The sequence below is a fragment of the Pseudoalteromonas sp. APC 3694 genome, assembly GCF_030407565.1.
GTDB classification, from domain to species: Bacteria; Pseudomonadota; Gammaproteobacteria; order Enterobacterales; family Alteromonadaceae; genus Pseudoalteromonas; species Pseudoalteromonas tetraodonis.
Genome location: NZ_JASDDE010000063.1, coordinates 1 through 23,032, shown reverse-complemented (window position 1 = coordinate 23,032; position 23,032 = coordinate 1). Strand labels below are relative to the sequence as shown.

General features: G+C 40.1%; 17 protein-coding genes and 2 pseudogenes. 8 read left to right on the top strand and 11 right to left on the bottom strand.

Annotation, left to right across the window (positions count from 1 at the left end; genetic code table 11):
• Positions 1-141: 141 nt before the first annotated feature.
• From QMA00_RS16280 to ndk, 11 genes and pseudogenes are all read right to left on the bottom strand, one after another.
• Complete coding sequence (locus QMA00_RS16280; protein WP_076923096.1) at positions 142-1,452, bottom strand: DASH family cryptochrome; 1,311 nt, start codon at positions 1,450-1,452, stop codon at positions 142-144.
• Positions 1,453-1,583: 131 nt separating this feature from the next.
• A complete protein-coding gene (locus QMA00_RS16275; RefSeq protein WP_290158040.1) occupies positions 1,584-3,311 on the bottom strand; it encodes a DUF885 domain-containing protein in 1,728 nt (575 codons plus the stop codon).
• Between the two features lie 190 nt (positions 3,312-3,501).
• Positions 3,502-4,971, bottom strand: a complete 1,470-nt coding sequence (der, locus tag QMA00_RS16270; RefSeq protein WP_076923098.1) for a ribosome biogenesis GTPase Der — start codon at positions 4,969-4,971, stop codon at positions 3,502-3,504.
• A gap of 93 nt (positions 4,972-5,064) precedes the next feature.
• Positions 5,065-6,243 carry an outer membrane protein assembly factor BamB gene (gene bamB, locus QMA00_RS16265; protein WP_076923099.1) on the bottom strand — a complete coding sequence of 393 codons (1,179 nt, stop codon included), beginning with the start codon at positions 6,241-6,243 and terminating at the stop codon, positions 5,065-5,067.
• Between the two features lie 10 nt (positions 6,244-6,253).
• Positions 6,254-6,874, bottom strand: a complete 621-nt coding sequence (locus QMA00_RS16260; RefSeq protein WP_076923100.1) for a tetratricopeptide repeat protein — start codon at positions 6,872-6,874, stop codon at positions 6,254-6,256.
• Positions 6,875-6,918: 44 nt separating this feature from the next.
• On the bottom strand, positions 6,919-8,199 hold the full coding sequence (hisS, locus tag QMA00_RS16255) for a histidine--tRNA ligase (RefSeq protein ID WP_010389440.1): 1,281 nt from the start codon (positions 8,197-8,199) through the stop codon (positions 6,919-6,921).
• Between the two features lie 182 nt (positions 8,200-8,381).
• Positions 8,382-9,500, bottom strand: a complete 1,119-nt coding sequence (gene ispG, locus QMA00_RS16250) for a flavodoxin-dependent (E)-4-hydroxy-3-methylbut-2-enyl-diphosphate synthase (protein ID WP_076923101.1) — start codon at positions 9,498-9,500, stop codon at positions 8,382-8,384.
• A gap of 5 nt (positions 9,501-9,505) precedes the next feature.
• Positions 9,506-10,375 carry a RodZ domain-containing protein gene (locus QMA00_RS16245; RefSeq protein ID WP_076923102.1) on the bottom strand — a complete coding sequence of 290 codons (870 nt, stop codon included), beginning with the start codon at positions 10,373-10,375 and terminating at the stop codon, positions 9,506-9,508.
• 372 nt (positions 10,376-10,747) lie between these two features.
• Positions 10,748-11,647, bottom strand: a pseudogene (gene pilW / locus QMA00_RS16240) (type IV pilus biogenesis/stability protein PilW); the annotation flags it as partial.
• Between the two features lie 114 nt (positions 11,648-11,761).
• A complete protein-coding gene (locus QMA00_RS16235; protein ID WP_010389431.1) occupies positions 11,762-12,892 on the bottom strand; it encodes a bifunctional tRNA (adenosine(37)-C2)-methyltransferase TrmG/ribosomal RNA large subunit methyltransferase RlmN in 1,131 nt (376 codons plus the stop codon).
• 183 nt (positions 12,893-13,075) lie between these two features.
• Positions 13,076-13,507, bottom strand: coding sequence for a nucleoside-diphosphate kinase (gene ndk, locus QMA00_RS16230; RefSeq protein WP_008111339.1), 432 nt, complete (start codon positions 13,505-13,507; stop codon positions 13,076-13,078).
• 270 nt (positions 13,508-13,777) lie between these two features.
• Here ndk and QMA00_RS16225 point away from each other — a divergent pair, with 270 nt between their 5' ends.
• The 8 genes and pseudogenes from QMA00_RS16225 to QMA00_RS16190 form a co-directional block, all read left to right on the top strand.
• Complete coding sequence (locus QMA00_RS16225) at positions 13,778-15,103, top strand: PAS domain-containing methyl-accepting chemotaxis protein (RefSeq protein ID WP_076923104.1); 1,326 nt, start codon at positions 13,778-13,780, stop codon at positions 15,101-15,103.
• 155 nt (positions 15,104-15,258) lie between these two features.
• Positions 15,259-16,644, top strand: coding sequence for a tRNA 5-hydroxyuridine modification protein YegQ (yegQ, locus tag QMA00_RS16220; protein ID WP_290158025.1), 1,386 nt, complete (start codon positions 15,259-15,261; stop codon positions 16,642-16,644).
• A 10-nt stretch (positions 16,645-16,654) separates the two neighbouring features.
• A complete protein-coding gene (locus QMA00_RS16215; protein WP_290158023.1) occupies positions 16,655-16,900 on the top strand; it encodes a YfhL family 4Fe-4S dicluster ferredoxin in 246 nt (81 codons plus the stop codon).
• A gap of 215 nt (positions 16,901-17,115) precedes the next feature.
• The gene (locus QMA00_RS16210; RefSeq protein ID WP_290158022.1) at positions 17,116-18,867 is read left to right on the top strand and encodes an SWIM zinc finger family protein; all 1,752 of its coding nucleotides are present in this window, start codon (positions 17,116-17,118) and stop codon (positions 18,865-18,867) included.
• A 272-nt stretch (positions 18,868-19,139) separates the two neighbouring features.
• Positions 19,140-19,517 (top strand): annotated as a pseudogene (locus QMA00_RS16205) (transposase); the annotation flags it as partial.
• A gap of 24 nt (positions 19,518-19,541) precedes the next feature.
• Positions 19,542-20,663 carry a hypothetical protein gene (locus QMA00_RS16200; protein WP_290158021.1) on the top strand — a complete coding sequence of 374 codons (1,122 nt, stop codon included), beginning with the start codon at positions 19,542-19,544 and terminating at the stop codon, positions 20,661-20,663.
• A gap of 59 nt (positions 20,664-20,722) precedes the next feature.
• Entirely contained in the window at positions 20,723-21,883 is a 1,161-nt protein-coding gene (locus tag QMA00_RS16195) for an AAA family ATPase (protein ID WP_290158019.1), read from the top strand.
• A 9-nt stretch (positions 21,884-21,892) separates the two neighbouring features.
• Positions 21,893-23,032 (top strand): McrC family protein (locus QMA00_RS16190; protein ID WP_290158017.1); only part of this gene is annotated, 1,140 nt, incomplete at its 3' end.

The following is a 23,032-nucleotide window of genomic DNA, read 5'->3' as shown; positions in this document are numbered from 1 at the left end:
TTAACTCGCTTTGGCTCATTAGATTTAGATGGAGCACTTGGCGCTATTGGGTAGAAAAGCCCAGCGGCACACTTGCCCAAGACTTAACCTTGGGCTTGTAACGAGAGTCAGCTAGCCAGTATTATGTTCGAGGTTTTCTTATTACACAGGCCAGTCGGCGGCGTCTAAGTCATCTAACTGTGCATCACAGTGCTCATTCCCTTGCCATTTGGCAATATATTCACCGTGTGGGTCGTATTGCTGGGTTTGTTTTGCCAAATTAAAGTGTCGCCCACCGCGCGGATCGACCCCAACCCCAGCAATATATTGCCAGTTGCCCCAATTAGCGGCTACATCGTAATCAATAAGTTGTTGTTCAAAGTAAGCAGCGCCATAGCGCCAGTCTAGTTGTAGTTCGTTGACCAAACAGCTGGCTGCAATTTGTCGTGAACGGTTAGTGATAAAGCCCGTTGCGTTAAGCTCTTTCATAATAGCGTTAACTAGCGGAAATGGGGTACTGCCTTGGCACCATTTTGCAAAACGGTTCGGGCTAAAAGTGGTAAGTGGCGAGCTTTGTTTTTTACCTTTAAAAGTAAATAACTGATGCTTCACATTAATTGCATGCCACTTAAAATACTCACGCCAGAGCAATTCAAACTTGATCCAGTATGTTGATTCATTTTCCCCATGCTGCGCTTCATAGGCATCTACTGCACAAAAAATTTGCTTGGCACTAATACAACCAAACGCCAGCCAGCTACTAAATTTAGTCGAGTTATCAAAGCCATCCAGCTCATTACGGGTGATTTTATAGCTGCTTGGTAAAGCTGATGAAAAGTACTGTAGACAATGCGCAAGGCCGGCTTTGTGTCCACCTTGGAGTAAAGGGTTTACTGTTGGCGGCTCTGATATAGGCTGTTTAGCACATAAAATAATAGGCGGTGGAAGTCTTTTTGCTGAGAACGGCACTGCGGATAAACTGATACCAGTGGCTTCAATTTTTTTTCTAAAGGGGGTAAAGCCGGTTGGTAAATCAGCAAGTTCAAAGGGCAGTTGTTGCTGTTGATATAAGGTATCTTGCATCACAGATTTAAATACCACAGTAGCGCATTTCGATTTAAGCGCGGTAATTTGGCGTTGCTCATAAACGCCTATTTGCTCGCTATAAACTACTTCATCAATGCCAAGCTCATTAATACGCTGTGTTAATACCCTTACCGGATCGCCTTCTAAAATATGCAAGGTTTGGCCAAGCCCTAAAACAGACTCCTGTAGCTCGTATAGGCTTTGCATTAGAAAGCGTTGTTTATGTACACCATAGGGTTTTTGTTGATAGTTATTGCTTTTGAACCAAGCAGGGTTAATCACAAAGACCAGGTCCAACTCACATTGTTGTTGTGATAAATCATTGAGTATGGGGTTGTCATCAATGCGCAAATCATTTTGCAGCCAATACAGAATACGTTTTTTCATACTTAAGCTCTGGTTTTTAAAATCATTAACTTTACGAAGCAAAAGCGGGTAGGGATTAGTTTTGAGGTGTTTAATAGGGCTTTAAAAAGAGGCGGTAACAATACCGCCTCTCAATTTGTTCTAGCTTTATTTTAAATAGCTGATTTTTGCTGTGCTATCCAGTCATTAATTACATCTTCAAGTACCGCCATAGGGAGTGAACCTTGACCAATAACGGTATCGTGGAAGCTGCGTATATCAAATTGTGCGCCTAGCTGTTTTTCTGCTTTGGCACGTAGTTCGCGTATTTTAATTTCGCCCATTTTGTATGAAAGCGCTTGGCCTGGCCAAGAAATATAGCGGTCTATTTGATCTTCCACTGCGCTTTGTGGCAAAGCGGTATGATCAGCCAAATAATCAATCGCCTTTTGGCGGCTCCAGCCAAAGGCATGAATACCGGTATCAACCACTAAGCGCACTGCGCGCCACATTTCGTAGCCTAAACGGCCAAAGTCACTGTATGGGCTTTGGTAAAAGCCCGCTTCTTTACCTAAACGCTCTGTATAAAGTGCCCAGCCTTCGCCAAAAGCAGAGTGGCTCAGTGTGCGTCTAAATTCAGGAACGTCTAACTCCATCGCAATGGCGTTTTGTAAATGATGCCCAGGTATGGCTTCGTGTAGGCTAAGTGCTTCTAAATTATATAAAGGTTGTAATTCAGGCGTTGAAGCTAAAAAGTAAGTCCCCGGTGAACGGTTATCTGGCGGTGGCATATAAAATGCGCCACGACTCGCTGAGCCTTTAATGGTAAAAGTATTGCGCGGTAAGTGACCAAAGTAAGTAGGGAGTTTGCCATACATTTTTTGGGTTATAAAGGCGGTTTTTTCGAGCAAGTCTTGGGGATCGGTTGCGTAAAACTGCTCATCGGTTGCCAAAAATTCTAAAAACTCGCTATAGCTGCCATCAAAGCCAACTTTATCAATAATACTTTGCATTTGCGCTTTGATGCGTGCCACTTCTTTAAGGCCAAGCTCATGGATTTGCTTGGGGGTCGCATTTGTTGTGGTGTAATAATTTACTGTATATTTGTAATAATCAAGGCCCCCTTTGATGCTTGCAATACCGGGCTGCGCTCTACAATGTGACATATATTCGTTTTCAAAAAAGTCGTAAAAGTGCTCGTAAGCAGGCACGACTTTTGAGGCAATTAACGCTTTAGCTTTATTTTGGTAAGTTTCTTTTTGCGCTGCGCTAAATGTATTAGGGATGCGAGTAAATGGCTCATATAAGGCGCTATTCTCAGGTTGTTTAACTATATGGGCGCTAATACTTTGGCCATAATTTTTAAACGTTTCGCAGTAGTGGGTAAAACCAGTTTGAATGCCTTGCTTCATTAAATTAATGTTTTGCTGATTAAAGCGCGGGTAATCACCAAGGCTCACTAAAAAGGCATCGTAATCCTCGGCGGTTAAAAAGGCCATGTTAGCCGGCGCTTCTGCAAAGTAAGTATGCCAGCCACTTAAAAAATTAACCGGAAAGTATTTATCTTGGTAAAGGTAGCTTTGCTGCTCGGTTTCTCGCTCATATTTAAACAAGCGGTAGTTCATTAACTGCTCGCTATTGAGCGTTTTAGGATCAATGCTGGCTAAGTTTTTTAGTACGCTGTTGTTGTAAGCTTGGCGCTTCGCAATGGCTTGCTCGCTCCAATCGGGTAGGGTACCGTTGGGCTTCCAACCATCAGGATCGGTTCTAAAAAATATTTTCTCAGCTTTGGCGTTTTGCCAGTGGTTATCAATAATGGTTTTTAAATCGCTGTTACTGTCGGCTAAGCTTGGCAGCGAGGTGACTGCTAAGGCAATAGTTAAAATTGTTTTTTTTAGCATGTTGAATTTCACTTTTTAAAATTTTAATTATTATTTATGCGCGCTGATTTTATGATAATAACAAGTTCACTTAATTAATGCGTTGTTTTATAACATTAAGGCGTGTGTTTAATTGCTCTCCTTACTTACTTTATTTTAGATAAAAAAATAGCGTACTTTTATTGTACGCTATTTAATTTTGACCTAGCACCTAGCTTTTATTGCGGTTTTCTTTACTAAACGCGCGAATTTTACGTTTTTGCGACAAGGTTACTTTATTAGTACGCCCTGCAAATGGGTTATCGCCTTCTCTAAATTCAATTTTGATTGGCGTACCCATAATTTTTAGTGCTTTACGGTAGTAGTTCATTAGGTAGCGTTTGTAGCTATCAGGTAAATCATGAACTTGGTTACCATGAATGACGATACGCGGTGGGTTATAACCTCCAGCATGCGCATATTTAAGCTTAACACGACGACCGCGAACAAGCGGTGGCTGGTGATCTGCTTGTGCCATATCCATGATACGACGTAACATAGCGGTGCTTATACGTTTAGTTGCCGACTCATATGCTTCGTCAACTGATTCAAATAAATGGCCAACACCCGTACCATGTAGCGCAGAGATAAAGTGCAAGCGGGCAAAATCAATAAAGCCCAAACGACGATCAAGCTCAGTTTTAATACGATCTTTAACGTAGTTATCTAGGCCATCCCACTTGTTCACGGCAATCACCAATGAGCGCCCTGAGTTAAGGGCAAAGCCTAATAAGCTTAAATCTTGATCTGAAATACCATCGCGGGCATCAACCACTAATAGCACCACGTTACAATCTTCGATTGCTTGTAGTGTTTTAATGACTGAGAATTTCTCAACCACGTCACTTACTTTTTTACGTTTACGCACACCAGCGGTATCGATAAGAATATATTCTTTGTCGTTACGGGTCATCGGAATGTAAATTGAGTCGCGGGTTGTACCTGGCATATCGTATACAATAACACGGTCTTCACCTAGTATACGGTTAGTAAGGGTTGACTTACCTACATTTGGACGACCAATAATTGCCAACTTTACCGGCTTGTCGGCAAACGCTTGGTGATCGGTGTCATCTTCTTCACCTTCTTGATATAAGTCGATAAGTTCTTCATCGTCATCGGCTACATCTTCATCAAGAGCGGCAAGTTCAGCAATAACAGGCTGAAGAGTTTGCTCAAGCAGTAAAGTAATACCACGGCCATGTGCGGCAGCGATATGATGAACTTCACCAAGTGAAAGTTGATAAAATTCAGCACAGTTTGAGTCGGCATCAATGCCGTCTGTTTTATTGGCTACCACAAAGCACTTTTTCTCTTGCTTACGTAAGTGACTAGCAATAGCTTGATCAGCGACTGTCATACCCACGCGGGCATCAACTAAAAATAAAACAATATCCGCTTCTTCAATGGCTAGTAATGACTGATCAGCCATTTCGGTTTCGATACCTTCTTCTGAGCCATCAATACCGCCCGTATCTACCACGATAAATTCAAAGCCATCGTAATTTGCTTGGCCATATTTTCTATCACGCGTTAAGCCAGGAAAGTCGGCAACGAGTGCATCACGAGTACGTGTTAAACGGTTAAATAATGTGGATTTGCCCACATTGGGTCGCCCTACAAGAGCGATCACGGGAAGCATAAACTACCTCTTTAAAAAACAACAAAAGGCTTCGCAGTGCGAAGCCTTACAAAAAATAATTAACTATTAGTGCCTTACACTAATAGTAGACAGTTAGTTCGGTATTTTTACCGCGCTAACTTCACCATCGCGGGTGTATAAAATCAATTTATCGTCAGCGACAACGGGCTCAACAAAAAAACCTGAGGTGTCAAAGTCTTCACGAGATACTAGCTCGCCAGTGTCTTTATTTAACCAATGCAAATTGCCTCCTTGGTCACCTAACGCTAAATAATTACCGGCAACCGCTGGGCCTGTTAAGTACCAGCCACGAAGAGCGGGTTGGCTCCAACGTTCAATGCCTGAATCTTTATCAAGTGCATAAACAACGCCGTTACTATCAACAACGTAAATTGTTTGCAAATCCATGGCAATTTCACGGTAGCTGCTGTATTCACGTTTCCATACAACATTACCAGAACGAATATCTACTGCTGATAAGTTCCCATTGTATGCAATCGCATAAGCAAACGGGCCACTAATAAGTGGTTGTGTATCAACATCAACTAAACGCTCAAACTCTGATGCGCCTTTTGCTACTGCAATTTCTGCGCTCCACGCTGAGTAGCCGCTCTCAGAAATTAAAACACTGAGCTTACCTGTTTCAAGGCCTAGTAACACACCACCGTTAGCCACAGTAGGTGAGCTTTGACCGCGTAAAGTCAGCGGTGGCACTTCTTGCTCAAAGCTCCAGCGTTCTTCACCAGTATCTGGGTGAAGCGCAAGTAACTTACCTGAGGCTAAATTTACAAAGATTAAGCCATCACCTGCAGCGGGTTTAGAGAGTGATTCGCCAGGTACTTTTTTACGCCAGATTTCTTTACCAGTCTCACGGTCAAGTGCAATAACATAACCATGTTCAGAGCCTAAATAGATTTTACCATAAGCTTGTAATATTCCGCCTGATAATTTTGCACTATCGTTATCGCTCCAAGGCCAAAACGATAAATCTTGGCGAACGTCGGTTTCCCATTGGGTATCGCCATTGGCAAGTGATAAGGCTTCTACTTGGCCTTCACGGCTAGCAACATACACTGTCTCTTTATAAACAGCTGGTGATAGGCGTGAGAAATAATGCTCTACACCGCTACCTATTGATTCTTGCCAAACAACTTCTGTTTCAAACTGATTGGCTATTTCAGGAAGTACCAGTTCTTCTTCATCATCACTTGATGAACAGCCCATAAGTGTTGCCATACAAAGGGCGAGCGTTGCTGTTGTTATTTTTCTCATGCCTAAAACCTTATGCCGCTGGGCTAGTTACTGCTAGGTCATCTAACTTAATTTGTAATAGAGGATTACTCGTTAATCCACCTGCATCAACCGCAGCTTGGTAAGCTACGCGTGCTTGCTCTTTATTGCCTTGTTGAGTGTAAATATCACCTTTTAATTCAGCCACATTTGCGTTAAATGCCTCTGGCAACGGCGAATTTAACGTGGTTAATGCATCATCGTATTGTTGTTGAGCAATTTGCACACGCGCTAAACGCGTAGTGGCAATGGCTTTTAACTGCGCGTTATCGACATTTGATACAATCCAGCTTAGCTTTTCATTCGCTACATCTAATTTTTGTGCATCTACCGCTTCTTTTGCAGCAACAAATGCCGCTAGAGTTGCGTACTGAGTGTCTTTGTTTTCACTGATAAATGCATCAGCAGACGCTAATACGCTGTCGCTTTCAACAAGCTTAGTGTATGCATCAGATGCTTGCTCTGCAGTCGTTATTTGATTTTGGTTGTATGCTTTCCAGCCATATAAACCACCTAAACCAACAATAACGCCTAACGCTAGTGAAAGGCCGTTTTCACGAAAAAAGCGTTTAATTGCTTCTGCTTGTTGTTCTTCTGTTGAATAAATTTCCATGCTTACCTCTGTTAAAGCGCTTCACTACTTACGCTTTATATAATTTAGCTATTAATTAGTTCTGCAAGTAACGTTTTAGCTTGTTCTAGTTCTAGTGTGACTTGTTCTTTACGTTCACGTAAGTATTTAATAGTCACAACGCCTTGCTCTAATTCATCTTCACCGATAATAATTGCGACGAGAGCATCGCTTTTATCAGCACGTTTAAGTTGTTTTTTAAAGTTACCACCGCCAGCGTGCACCATTACGCGTAATCCAGGTACATCACGACGTAAGGTAGATGCAATTATAGGCGCTTGAATACTGGCTTTGTCGCCCATAGCTGCTAAATATACATCAGCACTACGGCGTATGTCACCTACACATTCAAGTGCTTGAAGCAGTAAAACCAAGCGCTCTAAACCCATCGCGAAACCTACCGCAGGGGTTGATTTACCGCCTAATTGTTCTACTAAACCATCATAACGACCACCAGCACATACAGTACCTTGTGCACCTAAGCTGTCGGTTACCCATTCAAATACAGTGCGGTTGTAATAATCTAAGCCACGTACCAGCTTTTCATTAACCGTGTATTTGACGCCTGCGGCATCTAATCGTTCACATAAATTTTCAAAATGTTCTTTTGATTCAGCATCTAAATGTTCAGATAACTTTGGTGCATCGACTAAGATTGCCTGAATATCTGGATTTTTAGTATCCAAAACGCGCAGTGGGTTAGAGTACATACGACGTTTTGAATCTTCATCTAGTACATCGGTATGTTGTTCTAAAAAGGCGATTAAGGCATCGCGGTACTGTGCGCGAGCTTCGTTTGAACCTAATGAATTAAGTTCTAAACGCACATGGTCTGTGATGCCAAATGCTTCCCAAAGTTGCGCCGTGAGTAAAATAACTTCGGCGTCAATATCGGCGCTGGCAATACCAAAGGTTTCTAAACCAAACTGATGAAATTGACGGTAACGACCTTTTTGTGGGCGTTCATGGCGAAACATAGGGCCCATGTACCAAAGGCGTTGTTCTTGATTGTATAACAGGCCATTTTCGTTACCTGCACGTACACACACCGCGGTACCCTCAGGGCGCAGAGTTAAATTATCACCGTTACGATCGGCAAAGGTGTACATTTCTTTTTCTACAATATCGGTTACTTCACCAATAGAGCGTTTAAATAGGTCGGTTGATTCTACAATTGGAAAACGAATTTCTTGATAACCAAACGATGATACGGTCTCGCGTAAAATGTGTTCTACTTTCTGCCAAACTTGCGTATCGCCTGGCAGGCAATCGTTCATACCGCGAACTGCCTGAATTTGTTTTGCCACTGATAAATCCTAAATCTGTTTATGTGCAACCCTGGGCTGCAACCACGTAAAACTAAAAAATCGACCCTGCATTATAACCTTAACTATAAGGTAATTGCGAGCGTAGCGTACGTAATTTATACTACGTTGTGAATACCGCGACTAAAAAAGGTCATTTAAATACATAGTGTTGTAACAACACATCACTCTACGATTTTTATGTCGATTGGAGTTTGTTGTTGCTTCTGTTCAATGAAATCGCGTACATAGCCTTCAAGTTGATCAACAATATTATTGTTATCAATACGGGCTTTTTGGCGTTCGCCATTAATGTATAAACCTGAGCGACGGTTTGCGCCGGCAAGGCCAATATCACTCACTAATGCTTCGCCTGGTCCGTTAACCACACAGCCAATGACTGACACTGAAACTGGCTCAATAATATCTTCTAAACGCTCTTCAAGTTGATTCATGGTGCTTACTACATCAAACTCTTGGCGTGAACAGCTAGGGCAAGCAATAAAATTAATGCCGCGAGAACGAATACGCAATGATTTTAATATATCAAAGCCTACTTTTATTTCTTGAACTGGATCCGCTGCTAGTGATACACGCAGCGTGTCACCAATGCCTTCTGCTAATAACATCCCTAAACCAACGGCCGATTTAACAGAGCCAGAGCGCATGCCGCCAGCTTCAGTTATTCCTAAATGCAGTGGCTGGTCTATTTCTTTAGCGAGCAAGCGATATGCGCCTACCGCTAAAAATACGTCTGATGCTTTTACTGAAATTTTAAATTGATCAAAGTCTAAACGGCGTAATATATCTACGTGGCGCATAGCCGATTCTAATAGGGCTTCTGGAGTAGGTTCGCCGTATTTCTCTTGTAAATCGCGCTCAAGTGAACCGCCATTTACCCCTATTCGAATAGGAATATTATACTCACGCGCTGAATCAACTACCGCTCTAATGCGCTCTTCACTGCCAATGTTACCTGGGTTGATACGCAAACAATCAACACCGTATTTTGCTACTTTTAATGCAATGCGGTAGTCAAAGTGAATATCAGCAACCAGCGGTATCGATACTTGCTCTTTAATACTTTTAAATGCTTCAGCGGCATCCATAGTTGGAACAGATACACGGACTATGTCAGCACCGGCATCTTGAATCGCTTGAATTTGAGCTACAGTGGCATCAATGTCCATTGTGTCTGTGTTAGTCATTGACTGCACTGCAATTGGTGCACCATCACCAATTGGAACATTACCCACATTAATGCGGGTGGATTTTCTGCGTTTTATAGGAGATTCTGAAAACATAGCGACTACTCTGCTAAGGGTAATTTAAATTTAGCTAAACGGTTTTTAGGAAAGGCCGAAATATCAACTGGCTCACCATTTAGGGTAATACGAACAACATCATGCTTGCCTAATACCACTGAAAAAGGCGCTACACCAGTCAAGGTCATTTCGTAGCCTGCTTTTTTTACACCAAAAGCAATTTTTTCATCATTGGCATCGTGAATTTCTACCCAGCTCTCATCGTTAAACATCATAAAAATGGTGCTTAAATCACTGTTTTTTGGCTCACTGGTGCTCTGTGCATTATTAACTGGCGCAGCTTGAATTGTTTGTTGTTCATTTTGTAATGCAGAATCTAATTCTTCTGTAGATTCAATGTCATTTAATAGTGCCTCGTCGGCGGCTTCAGCTAACAGCTTGGTGTTTTCTTGTTGTTGAGTTATGAGCGAGTTATTAGCATTAATAGTTTTAGTTTGTTCATCAATAGGCATTGCATTTTGCCACCACCACACTGCAGAAGAACCAATAACAATAGCTAAAATTAAGTAACTTACGGTCATAAGTCGGCTGTCATGGGCTTCTTTTTCTGTGCGCCTTGAAAAGCTTTGCATATCGACCGGTTTATCTGATGTGCTAAAAGCCGGTAACATCGCTAAAATAGCTGTGCTATCAATGTTTAGTGTACGACAATAATTTTTTATATAGCCTTTAACAAACGTTTTAGCGCCTAGTAAATGATACTCGTCGCTTTCAATATGCTCAACTTGTGATTCTGTTAGCTTTAATAGCGAGGCGATTTCAGCAATGCTGATATTTGCATTTTCTCTATGCGATTTTAGTATTTGTCCTACAGAGGGTTCGTCGCTCTGCGGTTGTGTATTATCTTCATTCATAATGTGTATCAGTTTGGATCCACTAGTAAAAGTTTATGTTTTGGCTTAACAACTAGAGTAAGACTTCGTTTTTATTTTTTGGTATTCGTTAATTCTTGTTGCTAAGGCGCACTATAAAAAGGGACTACATGAAATATCTTAAAAACTATACCGTGTTTAGATAAAATTTATGTGTTTTTAAGTCCTTTAATACACCTTATTCGTAGTAGTCTAGCATTGTATCACACTGAAATGCTAAATTGCTTTACCCTAAAACAGGCTTTTACACATCATCCTCAAGGCTATATTTTGGTTTACAGCTAAAAGGTGTGTAATTATCTAGCGTATTTTTTTTGTTTGCTCACCTGACGCTTCGCTATTTGAAGCCGGTACTGGGCTTTTTTTACGAATAACCTTTATTTTCGGCTCAGCAATAATTTGATTGTTATTATTGCTTTCTTGTAATTCATCCAACTGTGCTTGGCGATATTTTTCACGTAGTACTTCAAATTCTGTTCGTCTTAACTGGTTATCGCGAATAGCGTTAGCTTGCATACTACTAGGGTAGGTTTGTAATAAGGTCGTCGCAATTTTTTCTGCTTCTTCAATTCTGCCCATTCGTTGTTTAACCAAATAGCCAAGCAATAAAGCGCGAGAAGAAACTTGCGCGGTATCGTCATAACGTTTTATTAAGTTGCTGGCTTTGTACAAGTCACTTTTTGCGTAATATAAAGCGGCTAAGCTTATTAATGTAGATGCGCGTTGTGAACTATGGTTTAGTGCTTGCTGAAAATAGCTTTCGGCGTTGGTGAAATCGTTAAACTCAATGGCACATAGAGCCAAATTTTCATAGCTTTGTGCTACACGAATATAACTGGGTATTTCAATCGCTTTTAAAAACTGATCGGTGGCGCGGTCATACTCATTAATACTGCACAAAAACGTGCCGTAGTTGTTTAAGGTGTTAGGGTCATTTGGCTTAATGGCCAACGCTTTTTGATAGGCTTTGTCGGCTAATCCGTTCTCGCCAACTTGTTGGTAATAGTATGCTAAAGAGTAGTGTACTTCGGGTAAGTTTGGGGCGTACTCGCTGGCACGTTCTAAGTTATATTTCGCTTGAGAGTTATTGCCTGTATTTAAATACTGTAATGCCAATGCTATGCGCGTGCGAGCTGCACCATCGTTATTAATTTTATTCTCGAGGACCGGTTTATCGCTGCCGTTGTAACTATTCTCGGTAACACAACCGCTTAAAAACAGTGTTGATAGTGCTAACGTAAGTAAAGATCGCATTACTTTGTCTCTTTATTTATATCCATAACCTCTATCTTACCTCAAAGCCTTTGTGTTGCATCATTTATTTAAAAATAAACGATATATCACAAAGGCTTTTGATTACTCAAAAAATTAGGCTTGATGAATATTCACTGCAATTGCATTGTCATCACGCATTTTCTTTTTCGCCATACGCTTCGTACGATCTACAACATCGCCAGCTAACTGGCCGCAGGCAGCGTCAATGTCGTCCCCGCGAGTACGACGAACAATACAGGTAATACCCGCAGCTTGTAATACTTTAGAGAAGCGATCAATTCGACTGTTGCTTGAACGAGTATATTCATTACCTGGGAATGGATTAAATGGAATAAGGTTAACCTTCGAGGGCGTTCCCTTTAACGTTTTAACCAGTTCATGAGCTTGATCGGTACTATCGTTAACACCGTTAAGCATTACATATTCAATAGTCACATCTTTATTGGCTTTTGAACCGTCAATGTAACGACGACACGCAGCTAAAAACTCTTCGATTGGGTACTTTTTGTTTATTGGTACCAAAATATCACGCAGTGCGTTATCTGGCGCATGCAGTGAAATAGCCAGCGCTACGTCGATTTTTTCTTTTAATAAATCAAGGGCAGGTACTACACCCGAAGTACTTAATGTAACGCGGCGCTTAGATAAACCAAAGCCCCAGTCGTCCATCATTAATTCCATCGCCGGTACCACGTTTTTAACGTTAAGTAACGGCTCGCCCATACCCATCATCACGACGTTAGTGACAGGGCGCTTTTCACTGTTTCCATCAAGGCCAATATCTTTGGCTACACGCCATACTTGGCCAATAATTTCAGACACTTTTAAGTTACGGTTAAAGCCTTGTTGTGCCGTTGAGCAAAAAGTACATTCTAGTGCACAGCCCACTTGAGAAGATACACACAAGGTGGCGCGATCTTTTTCTGGGATCCAAACTGCTTCAACTTCTTGACCGCCTTCTAACACGAGTGCGTATTTGATGGTACCGTCGCTGGCTTGTTGGCGAACTGATATTTCTGGTGCAACAATTTCGCATTCATTTTTAAGCTTTTCTTTTAGCTTTTTGTTTACGTTACTCATTTCGTCGAAATTATCTACGCCAAAATGATAAATCCATTTCATCACCTGATCGCCACGGAATGGCTTTTCACCGAATGATACAAATAGCTCTCGCATTGCATCTCGGTTTAAATCTAATAAGTTAATCTTTTTTTGCTCGGTCATGTAACAACCTCAATCGGTGGCGGTGATGGTAAAAATTTACAAGGACGAATTGTACACAATTCATCCACTATAATCATTAAGTAAAACATCATAAATAAACGGCTAATACTTTACTTAATGACTAAAAAAGGGCTCGAAAGCCCTTTTCATACTTTGCATCACAGGGTTAGCTGTGAACTCGAATTAACGAGTACGTGGGCAAAGCTCTTCGTCAGCGAAGAAGTACGCGATTTCGCGAGCAGCAGATTCAACAGCGTCAGAACCGTGAACCGCATTTTCGTCGATGCTATCAGCGTAGTCTGCACGTAAAGTGCCAGCTAGTGCTTCAGCAGGGTTAGTAGCACCCATGATTTCACGGTTTTTAAGAACAGCGTTTTCGCCTTCAAGAACAGTAACCATTACTGGGCCAGAAGTCATGAAAGATACTAAAGCGCCAAAGAAAGGACGTTCGCTGTGTTCAGCGTAGAAACCTTCAGCTTTCTCTTGTGAAAGGTGAACCATTTTAGCTGCAACGATTTTAAGACCCGCAGTTTCGAAACGGTTGTAGATTGCGCCGATGTGGTTTTTAGCAACTGCATCAGGTTTTACGATTGAAAAAGTACGCTCTAAAGCCATCTTTGTGCTCCAATAATTTAAATAAAAGGTTGAATATTAACGGGCGCGAATTATACGCGTTTTAGTCGAAAAAACCTAATTTATTCTACGTTGACGAATATTTTAATTTAACAACCTATACTTACTGAACTAAAAAAGTGGCTATAACGTTAATATGAGTTTATAAATCAGTGCTGCATCTGATTTGTATTATTTTTAGTCATAGCGATTGTCGATGCGTCTATCGACTCCAAATGCATGAAGAATACATGCAAACTTTAAGGTAAAAGTATGTTTTTCAACCAATCTTTAAAAACTCAAGTTGCTGATTTACAAAGTAAGCTTTCTGTGAGGGAGCAGGTTAAGCAAAGTTTAGACAGTGAAATGCTGGTATTAGAGCTTGATAAACAAGGCGCTATTTTAAGACAAAATAAAAACTTTGAGCGGGAGTTTAACTACTCGAATAATAAAATAATTAATAAAAACATTTTAGATTTCATTTCAGAAAATGCGAGAAATAACGCTGATTTTCATGCCTTTAAAAAAGCGTTAAGTAAAGCCGAACATTTTGCTGGCGCTATTCAAGTATCTCACGAAAACGGACAACGAGATTGGTTACGCTGTATTTTACACCCGATAAAAAATGAGCAAGGTCAGCTTGAGTATTTAACCCTGCATTGCACTGTGCTTACACAAATAATTGAAAGCTCGAGAGAAAACGAAGATTTAATCAAAGCATTGCATCGTTCAACAGCGGTTATTGAGTTTGATACTCAGGGTATAGTTCTACGTGTTAATGACAACTTTTTAAAAAGTATGAGTTATTCAAGACAAGACGTGGTGGGCAAGCATCATGTTATGTTTTGTGACGAACAAGAAGCGAGTAGTAAAGAGTATCAAGTCTTCTGGCAACGGTTGCGCAATGGCGAGTTTATTGCGAGCAGATTTAAACGTATTGATAAGCACGGTCATGAGGTGTGGTTAGAAGCATCATATAATCCGATTTTTAATGAAGCCAATGAGCTCTACAAAGTAGTAAAGTTTGCTACGGTGATCACTGATCAAGTAGAAAGAGAAATGGCTACAGAGCAAGCGGCAAATATTGCGCATGGCACCTCAATCGAAACTGACAATAACGCGGATAAAGGCGCGGAGGTGGTACAAAAAACTGTACAGGTTATGAACGAACTGTCGGTGCAAATGGAGCAAGCTGCTCAAGAAATTTCAGCATTAGATAAACAATCGCAACTTATTGCGAGCATAGTGCAGAGTATTAGCAGCATTGCTGATCAAACTAATTTATTGGCGCTTAATGCGGCTATTGAGGCCGCGCGTGCTGGTGAGCAAGGCCGTGGGTTTGCCGTAGTCGCCGATGAAGTACGTTTACTCGCTTCAAGAACCAGTAAAGCTACCGAAGAGATTGTGGATGTTGTACAGCAAAACCAAAATTTAACCCAATCAACGGTGGCTGTAATAGAGCAAGGCAAACACAAAGCTCAGCAAGGATTAGATCTTTCTAATGAGTCGGGCCATGTGATGAATGATATTAAAAAAGGCGCGCAACAAGTTGTTGATGCCGTTAGTCAATTCTCGAACCAATTAAGCAGTATAAAATAACTTAAATCTGCTGCTCTTCATTTATTAGCGCAGAAGAGAAATTTTGATGATCTTGATCAAGGTTTCTCTTTTGCCCCCTCATTATACTTGCGCGGTTTATTTTCCTTAACTATTCATGCAACCGACTTGAACTCGGTTCGATGTATGGAGCGCACATGTCAGCTGTTACTTCCTCAACCCCGTTTATTCCTGAACTACTTTGCCCTGCTGGTAGCTTAAAAAACATGCGTTATGCCTTTGCTTATGGTGCCGACGCTGTGTATGCCGGTCAGCCTCGTTACAGTTTAAGGGTTCGCAATAACGAATTTGATTTAGATACATTACAAATAGGGATTAACGAAGCACATGCGCTGAATAAAAAGTTTTATGTAGTGTCGAATATTGCCCCACATAACGCAAAAGTTAAGTCGTATTTACGTGATATAGAACCTGTTATTGCCATGAAACCCGATGCATTGATTATATCCGATCCGGGTTTAATTATGCTAGTACGTGAAAAATGGCCCGATATGCCAATTCATTTGTCGGTTCAAGCCAATGCAGTTAATTTTGCAAGCGTAAAATTTTGGGCTAAGCAGGGGATTGAACGGGTAATTTTATCTCGTGAGTTATCGCTTGAAGAAATAAGTGAAATTCGCTCTTTATGCCCAGAAGCAGAACTAGAAGTATTTGTCCATGGTGCTCTATGTATGGCATATTCAGGGCGTTGTTTACTCTCAGGCTATATTAATAAGCGCGATCCTAACCAAGGCACGTGTACTAATGCGTGTCGTTGGGAATACGATGTTAAACCTGGCACTGAGAACGAAACCGGTGAAATGGTACATAAAATCGATCCTAAAACGGTTATACCTACGTTAGGTGAAGGCGCACCAAGTAACGATGTATTTATGCTTGAAGAGCAAGGCCGCCCAGGTGAATACATGCCCGCATTTGAAGACGAGCATGGTACTTATATCATGAACTCAAAAGACTTACGCGCCGTGCAATACGTAGAGCAGCTAACAAAAATGGGAGTGCATAGCCTAAAAATAGAAGGGCGTACTAAGTCATTTTATTATGTTGCGCGTACCGCTCAGGTGTATCGTAAAGCGATTGACGATGCTGTTGCAGGTAAACCATTCGATGCTGATTTATTTAAAACTCTTGAGAACCTTGCACACCGCGGTTACACCGAAGGTTTTTTAAAACGCCACGCCCATCAAGATTATCAAAATTACGAATACGGCCATTCTGTATCTACCAAGCAGCAATTTGTAGGCGAAGTACTAGGGCGTAATGCCAATGGTTTGGTTGAAATAGATGTAAAAAATAAATTTTGTGTTGGCCATTCATTAGAGCTAATGACGCCAAAAGGTAATATTAGCTTTGTGCTTGAATGTATGGAAAATAAAAAGGGCGAAAGCATTACTGATGCTAAAGGCTCAGGCCATATCGTAAAAATCCGACTGCCTGACAACATTGATTTAGAGCACGCGATACTTATGCGCAACTTGGATGAAAACCAAGACACCCGTAATCCTTTCAAACAAGCTGTTTAACGGGTAATTCATGGCTTTATTAATAAACAGCAAATGCATTAACTGTGATATGTGCGATCCAGAGTGCCCAAATGAAGCAATTTATATGGGCGCTAAAATTTACCAAATAGACCCTACAAAGTGTACCGAATGTGTTGGCCACTACGACAAACCCACCTGCGTAAGCGTATGCCCCATTGACTGCATAAAGCCCGACCCTAATCATCGAGAAAGTGTGGACGAACTTGCTGAAAAGTATGTGAGATTGATGAGTTAATTTGGTATTTTAACGAGCGTGACTTAAAAACGAGAGACAGTGTCTCTCGTTTTTTAGTTTTTATGAAAAGCAATAGTGTAATCTCATAAGTGTTTAATTAAAGTAAGTCTATTGTTAGTACCAATTTATTATTTTTACTCTAAAAAGCATGCTCAGTGCGGTATGATAACTCTTTAATTTGTAAATGATATTACCTGTGAATAAGGATTGTTGCGATGTTTGATTTAAATGATATACAACAACGTACGACCAGCAAAACCTTCGATCTGGGTTGTGAATTGTATGCGTCAAATAGTGTGAGCAAATTACTGATTATTGATAATCAAGCAATGGCAAGCGTGATGGGGCAGTATAAATACAAAGTCAGTTTAGAAAAGAGTGCCAGCGGGCAGTGTTTAGCAAGCTGCACCTGCCCTGCTGCCGATTATCAAGAGATATGCAAACACGCCGTTGCCGTTGCACTCAAAGTAAATAGTTTATCCGCAGCCGAGCTAGAAGAAGTAAACGCTAATGGTACAACACAAGATAATGAGCGCAGTGAATTAATCGCGTGGTTTTTAGATAAACCCAGCGATGAACTTACCAATATAATCATGGGCTTTTTAGACGAGTCGGAATATGAATACGACAAGTGGGCACTGATGATGTCAAACGACAAACAGGCACTGGACGCCAGCGAGCTAAGTAAACTTATCACCAAAGCGTTGCCTAAAACGCCAGTGTGGGGCTGGAATGAGGTGAGTAGCTATTTTGCTGGTGCAGACTCATTGTTTGAATTGATATTGCCTGCAATAGCAAAACTGCCCGTTGAACAGCAATGGAAATTAACCCTTAAAGCCTTGGTGCGTTTAAATGATGTACTTGAAGAAATAGATGATTCTGGTGGCTTTCGCTTTGAAATCGAAGGGCAACTTAACCAAAACCTAAGCGAACTTTTTAATCAATTACCTTGGTCAGACGAACAAAAAGCGCAGTGGATTTTTGAGCATTTTGCAGACTATAAATACGATGTATTTCCTCGTGTGCCAGAAGATTTTGAGATAACGCCAAGTGTCAATGCCTTGTTTTTATCACACTGTACAGCGGCAATAGAAAAATGCCTGCAAGCGGGCGTTGATTTTGATGACTGGAGACAAAAAAGCGCACTTACCCGCCTTACGTCGGTATTAATAAAACACGCGCAAGCGCAGGATGATTGGCAACAACAACTGCGTTTAATTAAAATAACAGCCCATGATTCAGCTGATTACTTAAAAATAACGGCGCTTTGCAAAGCGCGTAATGACCTGTTAGATGCCGAATACTATTTAAAGCAAGCCTATCAACGCGCACACAAACCGCACGAACTGCTTGCATGTAAACGTGATGAAATTGATATTCGCCTTGAGTTATCAGAATTTAAAGCGGCATGGGCCATAGCGTGGCAGATATTTGCAGATAACCCGAGTTTTAATGGCTTTAAAGATTTACAAGCGTTACAACAAAAAACCGGTGTCATTGATGCAGAGTTTACGCAAACTGTAGAGCAATTATTGCTATCTCTTTCAAACCAAGGCACTCAGCTAAATAAAGGGGTTCATCGCTTTACTAATTATCCGAGAGAATTACTGGATTTTTATATTGATCAGCATGACATCGAAAAAGCGCGTTCATGGGCCGCAAAACATAAGGTTAAGTCGAGCCAATTGATAAAGTTGGCTGATCTAATTATGGCGCAGCACCCACAAGAGTCGATAGACTTGTATCATAAGTCACTGAGCGACATAATTGAAAAAACCAATAACGACGCCTACCGTGAAGCAACTAATTTATTAATTAAAATAGAAAAAAGCTTAAAAGATAAGAGTGCTGACTGCACGCCACTGTATAACATGATTGCCGCTCTCATTAAGGATTTTAAACAAAAACGTAATATGATGAAGCTGTTGCGTGAATATTTTCCGAGATTGTTTTTAAGCAAAAAATAAATAAGCCAGTGGAATGTGCAAATAGATGAAATTTACTAACACTAGACCTGAACAAGCACAAGATGTAAAAGCGAATCGAGGGGCATAAAACAGCCGATGGTTGTTGCTAATTTTGCAGACAGTGTCTGCAAAATTGTATTGGGTTAATATTCGCGTAGCTTTATCTGATCGCAGACGCATTTGGTTGATATTTTGACGATATTAATCATTAGTAATATTAATCGTGTAGATATAAGTTTTAAAATTGAAGGAAAAATGCTTGATAGATTTAACAGCCTGTTTCTGATATGGCGGACTCTATCTTCGGAAAACTCTATGGCGACAAAGGTTATATCAGCAAAGCGCTCTCTGGTGAGTTACTAGAAAAAGGTGTCGAGTTAATCACGACGGTTCGAAAGAATATGAAGAAAAAATTTATTTCATTGTGGGACAGGGCTTTATTGAAAAAACGATTTATAATCGAAACGGTGAATGATCAATTGAAAAACATTTCTTACATTGAACACTCTAGACACCGCAGTATGCATGGCTTTATGCTAAATTTACTTGGTGGATTAATTGCCTATTGCCTAAAAGAGGAAAAGCCGTCATTAGATTTAACATCGCAAGAACTTGAAATTTTAGAGAGTAATAATCTAATGTTGGCTTAACCAGATCTCAGGTTAAGGAACAATATGAAAACTATAAAAAAGTATGACTTTGACGGCCAGCAATTGGGCGTTGGGCGTCTTATTTTAGCGATAATGAAAAAGTATGTTGAAGAGAATAATCCAACATTTGAACAGTTAAAGAACGACTTCAAAGAGGTCGAGGAATACAGAACTAAAAGCAAACCTCTGTACATAACTCATGAAGACTTAGAGGAAGTAAAAAGGCAGACAAGTTATAATAAAAAACGCTTTTTCGAGTCAAGTGATGAATCTTTAAAACTTTCAGATCACACCTTAATTTATGTGAGTAATCAATGGAGTGGTAAAGGAGTTAGATCAATCAGTACCGATAAATTTATTGAATTTGTTAATTCTAAGTTTGATTACGGTATTACTGATGTTGTAGAACATAAGTCTATAAATGACTTATATAACGACTACCTCAAAAAGCCTAATAAAGGTTGGATTGCTGCTTATGAGCGTTTTAGCGCAGAAGTAGAGCAGAACTTGGATTCTGATGCCTCCAATTACGAAACTGATTTTATAGAAAAACTATGGAAGTCTGAATCCAATGGAATTGCGAGCGCTAAGCCAGGGACTCTGAGCAATGATGAATACAAAAACCTTTTAGACGACTTGCCTGAGATTACAGCTTTGATATTCAAAGACCCTACTCCAAACACTTTAGAAGAAATATATAAATGGGCTGGTGAAGCTAAGAAGGAAGGAAAGTTTAACACTGTTAAGCGTGGTGTGATTCACAGGGTTTTTGCTGCCGCAGATCCTAAAAAATACAATACGATTTTAAATGTTGATGGTTTAAGAGCTTTTACGAAATACTTAAATGATGCTTTTGATTTAGGAATTAATGTTAGTTGGAATTGGGCAGAATTAAATCAGGTTGTTACCGAAAAAATTAAAAGTAAGGTGGATAAACCTGAAAATGAGCTTGTTTTTAATACATTCATTTGGTGGCTGTTTGAAAAGCTAAAAAAAGAAAGTGACGATGAAAACTTATATATAGACGAAGATGAAACGGATCCTTCAATGGCCTCAAAACTAAATAAATCAGAAAAAAATCAAAAAATCTTATTTATTACGGCCCACCAGGTACTGGTAAAACTTATACCCTGCAAAAGCTGTTAAAAGAACACTACACAGAAACAGGAACTTCTGAAGAGCCTAAAGTTTGGCTTAATAATAAGTTGGGTGATTTAAGTTGGTTTGAAATCATTACACTTATTTTGTTGGATTCAGGTCATGATTTATCTGTCACAGAGATAGTGAATCATGAGTATTTTATCAATAAGTTAGCGCTAAATGGCAGAACTGCCAACATACGCCAGACAGCATGGGCAGCCTTGCAAACTCATACCATTCAAGACTCAGAAACTGTTAAGTACGCTAAACGCATTGAACCGTTAATTTTTGATAAAGATACAGATAGTAAGTGGACTATTGTTGATAAAGAACATGAATTAATTGTTGGTTTTAGAGAGCAACTAAATGAGCTTAAAGCAGGCCCTTCTGTCGAGGAAGAAATAAAGCGATTTGAGTTTGTGACTTTTCATCAATCTTACGGGTATGAAGAGTTTATTGAGGGTTTAAGGCCAGTTACGAATGACGATGGTGACATAAGTTACATTGTGAAGCCTGGTATTTTAAAACGCCTATGTAAGCGTGCTGAAGCTGACCCTAATCATCAATACGCGCTAGTGATTGATGAAATTAACCGAGGCAATATTAGCAAGATATTTGGTGAGTTGATAAGCCTTATTGAAATAGATAAACGGGCTGGTGAAGAGCATTCACTTACCGTTACTTTGCCATACTCAAACTTACCTTTTTCGGTACCTAGCAACCTCGATATTATTGGCACAATGAACACGGCTGACCGTTCTTTAACGCATATTGATATAGCGTTAAGACGCCGATTTGAATTTAAAGAGCTGAGAACTGACTACGCATTATTAAAAAGTGATTTAGATGGTATTGATGTAAGAAAGCTCTTATTCACTATTAATAAACGGATAGAACTTTTATTAGATAGGGAGCACATTATTGGACACGCTTTATTAATGAATGTAAGTAATTTGGCAGATCTTAAACAAGTCTTTATCTCTAACATCATGCCGTTACTGGAAGAATACTTTTTTGAAGATTGGGACAAAATTAAGCAAGTATTTAACGGCAACGGATTTGTTTCAGAGCTCAAAGGTGCTCATACAACTTGGCTTGGTGACTCTGATGAGTATGCAGCAAAGTCTTACTATGTAGACAGTAAAGCCTTTGGCAAGATTGAAAATTATACAGCTGTTTATCAAAACATAAATGATGAAAATTTTGATGAAATGAAACAGAGCTAAGGAAGGTTTATGAGTACATGGTCTGTTTATGAGTTTTCTCGCTTGTATAAAAGTAATATTACTAAATATGAGGGTGATCATTTAAAACTAGAACACTCTCAATTTGAAGCGCTCAAACAACTGTTAACTTGTAGTGAGGCAGACCATGATAAGTTATTTAGATATGGCTTTGAAAAGCGCCAAGAGGTATTAGTTTGCCAAAACTATGTTGGTGTAATTTGTCTACCTTGCGGCGACCAAATTGAAATACTGCCTAAAACACATCGAAAAAGCGTAAATAAAGAGAGTGATGAAAGTATTAGCTGGAACCGCTCTAACCTCATAAAAATGTTAAAGGCAACGCGTTATTTACCAGGTAAGGTTGCCGAGCATGCATCGCTAGATATGACTAAAATGCCGTTACTTGATGTATTCATACAATTGTTTTTGCAAGAGGTAAGCTTATTAATAAAGCGTGGTGTTGCAAGACAGTATGAAACGCACGAGAGCAATGAGCCTTTTATTAAAGGTCGAATTCTTGTTAGCCAGCAAATCAGGCATAACTTAGTTAATAAACATCATCACTTTATAGCCTTTGATGAGCTAACAACTAACCGTCCTGAAAACCGATTAATCAAAAGTGCTTTGCACTGGTCGCTTAAGCGCGTGACAGCAAAAACGCAACACCTTTGCAGGGAGTTACTATTTCACTTTGAAGAAGTAACAAGCTCAAAAGCTATTTGGCAGGATCTCAATGCTTGGCAACGGGGCAGGCATTTGTCTCACTATGAAGCGATTAGGCCGTGGATAGAGATGATTTTTAAAGATCAAAGCCCTACATCGGTAAATGGTTCTAAAAGTATGTTGTCTATATTATTTCCTATGGAACGCGTATTTGAGGATTACGTACCAATTTGTTTAAAAAAACAATTTCAAAATGATGACCTAAAAACACAAACCAGCAGTCAATACTTAATAAGCCATACGCCTAGCGACAGTAAAAAACGCACTAATGATGGCAAGCTTTTCCAATTAAAGCCTGACTTACATATTCAAGCAGAAAATAAATTAATTATTGGTGATACAAAGTGGAAGGTGATTGATGAAAACTTCCCTGAATCGCCCCGAGTTCATCGGAGACCAGTTTGTTTAAGTCAGGCCACTTTACCT